The 5,987-nt window shown below is 73.9% G+C and carries 6 protein-coding genes and 1 pseudogene; 3 read left to right on the forward strand and 4 right to left on the reverse strand.

Annotated elements, in window-relative coordinates; all coding sequences use genetic code 11:
- From I9P22_RS22730 to I9P22_RS22740, 3 genes are all read left to right on the forward strand, one after another.
- Positions 1-498 (forward strand): COQ9 family protein (locus I9P22_RS22730; protein ID WP_199262367.1); only part of this gene is annotated, 498 nt, incomplete at its 5' end.
- A gap of 11 nt (positions 499-509) precedes the next feature.
- The gene (locus I9P22_RS22735; RefSeq protein ID WP_199262378.1) at positions 510-1,487 is read left to right on the forward strand and encodes an NAD(P)H-quinone oxidoreductase; all 978 of its coding nucleotides are present in this window, start codon (positions 510-512) and stop codon (positions 1,485-1,487) included.
- A gap of 119 nt (positions 1,488-1,606) precedes the next feature.
- Positions 1,607-3,268, forward strand: a complete 1,662-nt coding sequence (locus I9P22_RS22740) for a thiamine pyrophosphate-binding protein (RefSeq protein WP_199262369.1) — start codon at positions 1,607-1,609, stop codon at positions 3,266-3,268.
- 56 nt (positions 3,269-3,324) lie between these two features.
- Here the strand turns inward: I9P22_RS22740 and I9P22_RS22745 are convergent, their stop codons facing one another.
- The 4 genes and pseudogenes from I9P22_RS22745 to I9P22_RS22760 all read right to left on the reverse strand — a co-directional run.
- Positions 3,325-4,761 carry an inorganic phosphate transporter gene (locus I9P22_RS22745; protein ID WP_199262371.1) on the reverse strand — a complete coding sequence of 479 codons (1,437 nt, stop codon included), beginning with the start codon at positions 4,759-4,761 and terminating at the stop codon, positions 3,325-3,327.
- Positions 4,758-5,225, reverse strand: a complete 468-nt coding sequence (locus I9P22_RS22750) for an NUDIX hydrolase (RefSeq protein ID WP_199262373.1) — start codon at positions 5,223-5,225, stop codon at positions 4,758-4,760. Before I9P22_RS22750 ends, I9P22_RS22745 begins: the two co-directional genes overlap by 4 nt.
- Positions 5,222-5,653, reverse strand: a complete 432-nt coding sequence (gene arfB / locus I9P22_RS22755; protein WP_199262375.1) for an alternative ribosome rescue aminoacyl-tRNA hydrolase ArfB — start codon at positions 5,651-5,653, stop codon at positions 5,222-5,224. The genes I9P22_RS22750 and arfB overlap by 4 nt, the downstream gene beginning before the upstream one ends.
- A 66-nt stretch (positions 5,654-5,719) precedes the next feature.
- A pseudogene (locus I9P22_RS22760) lies at positions 5,720-5,987 on the reverse strand (penicillin-binding protein 1C); the annotation flags it as partial.

Genomic DNA, 5,987 nt, shown 5'->3' on the forward strand with positions numbered 1-5,987 from the left:
CGGGCCCGGCTGGCCGCCCACCCGCCGCAGGGCCGTTTCCGCGACCGCGTCGCCGCGGCGGTGATGCAGCGCCTGGCGCTGAGCGACCGCGAGATGGCGCGGGCCGGGGCGGCGCTGCTGGCCCTGCCGCAGAACGCCACCCTGGGCGCGCGGCTGCTGTGGGAGACCGCCGATACCATCTGGGAGGCGCTGGGCGACCGTTCCGAGGACGTGAACTGGTATTCCAAGCGCGCCACGCTGTCGGCGGTCTATGGCGCGACGGCGCTTTACTGGCTGGGCGACGATTCGCCCGAGCAGGAGGCGACGCGCGACTTCCTGGACCGCCGCATCGACGGGGTGATGCGCTTCGAGAGCTTCAAGGGCCGGGTCGGGGCGCTGCCCGGCGTCTCCATGCTGGCCGGGCTTGCAACGGGCTGGATCAGGCGGCCGGAAAATCGCAATCTGCCCGGAAGGCTGCGCCCCGAGGCGCGCCGCGGCAGCAAGGGAGGCGACGGGTGATTCCGGATGTGATGCAGGCGGTCGAGATCGCGTCCTTCGGCGGGCCCGAGGTGCTGGTGCCGGTCACCCGGCCGGTGCCGGGGGCCGGGCATGGCCAGATCCTGATCCGCATCGCCTGGGCGGGGGTGAACCGGCCGGATGCGCTGCAGCGCGCCGGCGCCTATGCGCCGCCGCCCGGGGCCTCGGACCTGCCGGGGCTGGAATGCGCCGGCACCGTGGCGGCGGTGGGGCGCGGGGTGACGCGCTGGAAGCCGGGCGACCGGGTCTGCGCGCTGCTGCCCGGCGGCGGCTATGCGGAATACGCCACCTGCCCGGCCGAGCACGCGCTGCCCATCCCCGCCGGCCTGACCCTGCGCGCCGCCGCGGCGCTGCCCGAGACCGCCTATACCGTCTGGTCCAACGTGGTGATGCGCGGCGGGCTGCGGGCGGGCGAGCGGTTCCTGGTCCATGGCGGCTCGTCCGGGATCGGCACCATGGCGATCCAGGTGGCCAGGGCGCTGGGGGCGCGGGTCTGGGCCACGGCCGGCTCGGAGGAGAAATGCGCCGCCTGCGCCCGGCTGGGCGCCACCGCGGTGAACTACCGCGAGGAGGATTTCGTCGCCCTGCTGCGCAAGGCCGGCGGGGCGGACCTGATCCTGGACATGGTGGGCGGCGACTATATCGCCCGCAACATCAAGTGCCTGGCCGATGAGGGGCGGCTGGTGATGATCGCCTTCCTGGCCGGTCCCAGGGCCGAGATCAACTTCGCCCAGGTCATGTCCCGGCGGCTGACGCTGACCGGCTCGACCCTGCGGCCGCAATCGGACCGCGCCAAGGCCGGGATCGCGCGGCAGCTCTGCGACCGGCTGTGGCCGCTGGTCGAGGCCGGAGCGGTGCGGCCGGTGATCGACGGCAGCTTCCCGCTGCGCGAGGCGGCCGAGGCGCATCGCCGCATGGAGGGCGGCGCGCATATCGGCAAGATCCTGCTGCAGGTCGCGGCCGAGGACTGAGTCCCCGGGGCCATGCCGGCCTCCGGCGGGCCCGCAGCGGCATTTTGCCGGCCATGGCTTGCCAGCCCGGCGCAAGCTGGCCCAGACTGCCGGCAGGAAACGGCAGGGAAGGGGCGGCGATGCGGCATGGCGGGCAGATTCTGGTCGATGCGTTGAAGGCGAACAGGGTCGGGCGGGTGTTCTCGGTCCCGGGCGAAAGCTTCCTGGCGGTGCTGGACGGGCTCTACGCCTCGGGCATCCAGAACGTCACCTGCCGGCACGAGGGCGCCGCCGCGATGATGGCCGAGGCGCAGGGCAAGCTGACCGGCCGGCCGGGCATCGCCTTCGTCACCCGCGGCCCCGGTGCCAGCAATGCCAGCGCCGGGGTGCATGTGGCGCGGCAGGATTCGACGCCGATGATCCTGTTCGTCGGCCAGATCGCCCGGGCCGACCGCGACCGCGAGGCCTTCCAGGAGGTCGATTACCGCGCCATGTTCGGCCCGCTGGCGAAATGGGTGGCCGAGATCGACCAGACCGAGCGCATCCCGGAATACCTGTCGCGCGCCTTCCACCTTGCCCTGTCGGGCCGGCCGGGCCCGGTGGCGCTGGCGCTGCCCGAGGACATGCTCTCGGCCCGGGCCGAGGTGCCCGACATCGCCCCGCCCGCCGCGCCGCTTTCCGCCGTCGCCGGCGAGTCGGTCGCGGCCATCGCCCAGGCGCTGGCCGGGGCCGAGCGGCCGCTGGTGGTGCCCGGCGGCACGCTGTGGTCGCAGGCCGCCGCCGAGGATCTGGCGCGCTTTGCCGAAAGCTGGGGCCTGCCGGTCGCCGTGCCTTTCCGCCGCCAGGGGCACATGGACAACGCGCATCCGAATTATGTCGGCGACCTGGGCGTCGGCATGAACCCGGCGCTGGGGCAGGCGCTGGCGCAGGCGGATTGCCTGCTGTCGCTGGGCTCGCGGCTGGGCGACACGCTGACCCGCGGCTATGAGCTGATGGACCCGGTGCGCCCGCAGGCGCGGGTGATCCATGTCCACCCCTCGCCGGACGAACTGGGGCATCTCTGGCGGCCCGATCCGGGGCTGGCGGCCGATCCGCGCGCGGTGGTGGCGGCGCTGGCGGCACTGCCCGCACCACGGCGCTGGGACGGCTGGACCGCCGGGCTGCGCGCGGCATACGAGGCCTGGCAGCAGCCCCGCCCCACCCCGGGCACGGTGCGGATGGAGGACACGGTGCGCTGGCTCTCCGACCACCTGCCGCCGGATGCGATCATTACCAACGGCGCCGGGAACTACGCGGCCTTCATCCATCGCTATTACCGCTTCCGTCGCTTCGGCACGCAGCTGGCGCCGACCTCGGGCTCAATGGGCTACGGCCTGCCCGCGGCCGTCGCGGCCAAGCTGCAGCAGCCGGGCCGCATCGTGGTCTGCATGGCGGGGGACGGCTGCCTGCAGATGACGGTGAACGAGCTTTCCACCGCCGCCCAGCACGGCGCTGCCGTCATCGTCATCGTGGCGAACAACGGCCATTACGGCACCATCCGCATGCATCAGGAGCGCAGCTATCCCGGCCGCGTCTCGGGCACGGCGCTGGCCAATCCCGATTTCGCGGCCCTGGCCCGTGCCTATGGCGGCCATGGCGAGCGGGTCGAGCGGCAGGAGGATTTCGCCGCTGCCTTCGCCCGGGCGCAGGCGGCCGGAACGCTGGCGGTGCTGGAGCTGGTGCTGGACCCCGAGGCGCTGAGCACCGGCGCCACGCTTTCGGAAACCCGCGCGGCGGGCGAGGCGGCGCTGCGCCGGGCCTGAGGGCAGGGGCGGCCACCAGCCTGGGCCGGCACAAGGGGTTTCCCGGAAGCCCCGCCCTAGATCCCGCCGATCCAGACCAGCGCCGCGGCCAGCGCCGCGGCCGCGGGCACCGTCACCAGCCAGGCGCCCAGGATCATCCGCATGTACGAGCGGCGCACCAGATGCCGGCGCCGGCGCTCCTCGGCCGGCAGCGGCGCGTGGCTTGCCGCCAGCCGCCGGTCGCGCCATTCGCGATAGAAGCCGACGCCGAACACGCCCCCCACCGCGACATGCGTGGTCGAGACCGGCAGGCCCATCAGCGAGGCCCCCAGCACCGTCGCCGCGGTCGCCAGCGACACGCAAAGCGCGCGCGCGGCGTTCAGCCGGGTGATGCGGCTGCCGACCATGTGCACCAGCCGGCGCCCGAACAGCAGCACCCCCAGCGCGATGCCCAGCCCCCCCAGCAGCAGCACCAGCCGGCCGCGCAGCGCATCGTCGCCCGCCGCCGGGTTGCCCGCCGACAGGCTGTCGAGGATGATGGTCAAGGGCGCCGCCACGTTCGAGGTGTCGTTGGCGCCATGGGCGAAGCCCATCACCAGCGCCGAGGCGGCCAGCGGCACCGCCAGCAATTGCTTCATCGCCAGCCGCCCGCCGCCGGCGCCGCGCGACTGCCGGTCGAGGCGCCGCCGGGTATAGAGCCAGCCCAGCAGCGCGCAGGCCAGCACCAGCAGCGCATTCGCCGCCAGGCCCGAGCCGTGCCAGGACAGTTCCGCCACCCCCGCCAGCATGGCCGAGGTCAGCGCGACGGCCACCGGCATCCAGGTGCGGGCGGCGGCCAGGCGATCCTCGCGGTCCATGACCAGCCGGCGCAGCAGCGCCATTAGCCCGGCGGCGATCAGCCCCGCCACCAGCGGCGAGACGATCCAGCCGAAGGCGATCATCGCCATGGCCGGCCAGTTCACCGCCCCCAGGCCGAAGCTTGCCATGCCGGCCCCGGCGATGGCGCCGACCACGGAATGGGTGGTGCTGACCGGCGCGCCCAGCCAGGTGGCCAGGCTGATCCAGCTGCCCGCCGCCAACAGCGCCGCCAGCATCATCCGCGCCGTCGCCTCTCCTTCGCCCAGCGTGCTGCCGACCAGCCCCTCGGTCAGGGTGGCGGTGACGCCGCCGCCGGCGATGACCGCGCCCAGAACCTCCATGACCGCGACCGAGACCAGGCCGGTGGTCATGCCGATGGCGCCGGCGGCCACCGCCGGACCCAGGGCGTTGGCGACGTCGTTGCCGCCGATCGACATGGCCACATAGGCGGCCATGGCCATGCCGGCGGCCAGGATGCCAAGCGCCGGCTGGCCGGCGAAGAAGCCGGTGCCGACATAGGCGGTCGCGGCGATGAAGATCAGCCCCAGCCCCAGGCGCATCAGCGGCCGCGCCGAATGCAGCACCGCCCGCTCGGTATGGGTGACGCGGCTCAGATCCTCGTCGAGCGTGCGGTATTCGCGCGGTTCGCGCCTCATGCCGGGGGGCGCCGCTGCGGCGCGGGCAGGCTGCGCAGCAGCTGCTTCAGCCCGGTCTCGGCCACCATGCGGGCGGCCTCCTCGGGCGCGAACCAGCGGCGTCTGCGCTCCTGCGCCTCGGGGAACTGCGCCTCGAGCGCCTCGACATGCAGCGGGAAGACCCGCACCTCGACCGGGATGGCGAAGCCGCGGTCCTGGTCCTTGTCGTAGTGATAGCGGCCGATCTCGGCCTCGTCCACGCGGCCGCGGACGCCGGCTTCCTCCCAGGCCTCCTGCCGGGCGGCGTCGGCCAGGCTGCGGCCGGGCATGGGCCAGCCTTTGGGCAGGATCCAGCGCCCGGTGCCGCGGCTGGTGACCAGCAACACCTGCCCGCTGGCCGGGTCGAGGCACAGCGCCGCGACCTGCATGTCGGGCGGGCGGCGGCCGAGCAGCCGCGCCAGCCTGTCGCGGAACTGGACGATCATGCCGAATCCTCCGCGTCGCGGATGCGGCCCCGCGCCGCCTTGACCTCGCCGCGCTGGGTCTTGGCGGCCAGCCGGCGACGCTGGCTGCCCAGCGTCGGACGGGTCGGGATGCGCTTGCGCGGCGCGACCAGCGCCTGGCGGATCAGCTCGGCCAGCCGTTCGCGCGCCAGCTCGCGGTTGCGGGCCTGGCTGCGGGTTTCCTCGGCCCGGATCAGCACCGCGCCGTCCTGGGTCCAGCGCCGTCCGGCCAGCCGCTTCAGCCGCGCCTTGACCGGCGGGGCCAGGTGCGGCGAGCGCTCGGCCTCGAAGCGCAGTTCCACCGCGGTCTCGACCTTGTTCACGTTCTGCCCGCCCGGCCCCTGCGAGCGGGTGAACTGTTCGGACAGCTCCCATTCCTGGATGGCGATCTGATCGTTGATGCGCAGCATGATGCGAATATGTCGCAAATCGCGGCCAAGAAAAGGTCAAGCGAATCACGAAACGCGCAAATTGCGTCAGTGCAGCCGGATTGCCGCAGTCGCCGAGGCGCCGTCGGCATCCACCACCGTCAGCTCGGCAAAGCCGGGGCCGGGGTTGGGCAGGCTGGCCTCGGGCTGCGGCCGGGCGATGGCGGCGGGCGCGCCGTTCAGCAGGAAGGTCCAGGGCCCGCGCCCGCCGCGCGCCTTGGCGGTCAGCGGCCCGCGCAGGTCCAGGTCGGCCCCGTCCGGCGGATAGGTCAGGCGCAGCGCATCGGGGCTGGCGGGGCTGGCCGCAGCGGCGCTG

This window comes from Paracoccus binzhouensis (genome assembly GCF_016446475.1).
In the GTDB taxonomy this organism is placed as follows: domain Bacteria; phylum Pseudomonadota; class Alphaproteobacteria; order Rhodobacterales; family Rhodobacteraceae; genus Paracoccus; species Paracoccus binzhouensis.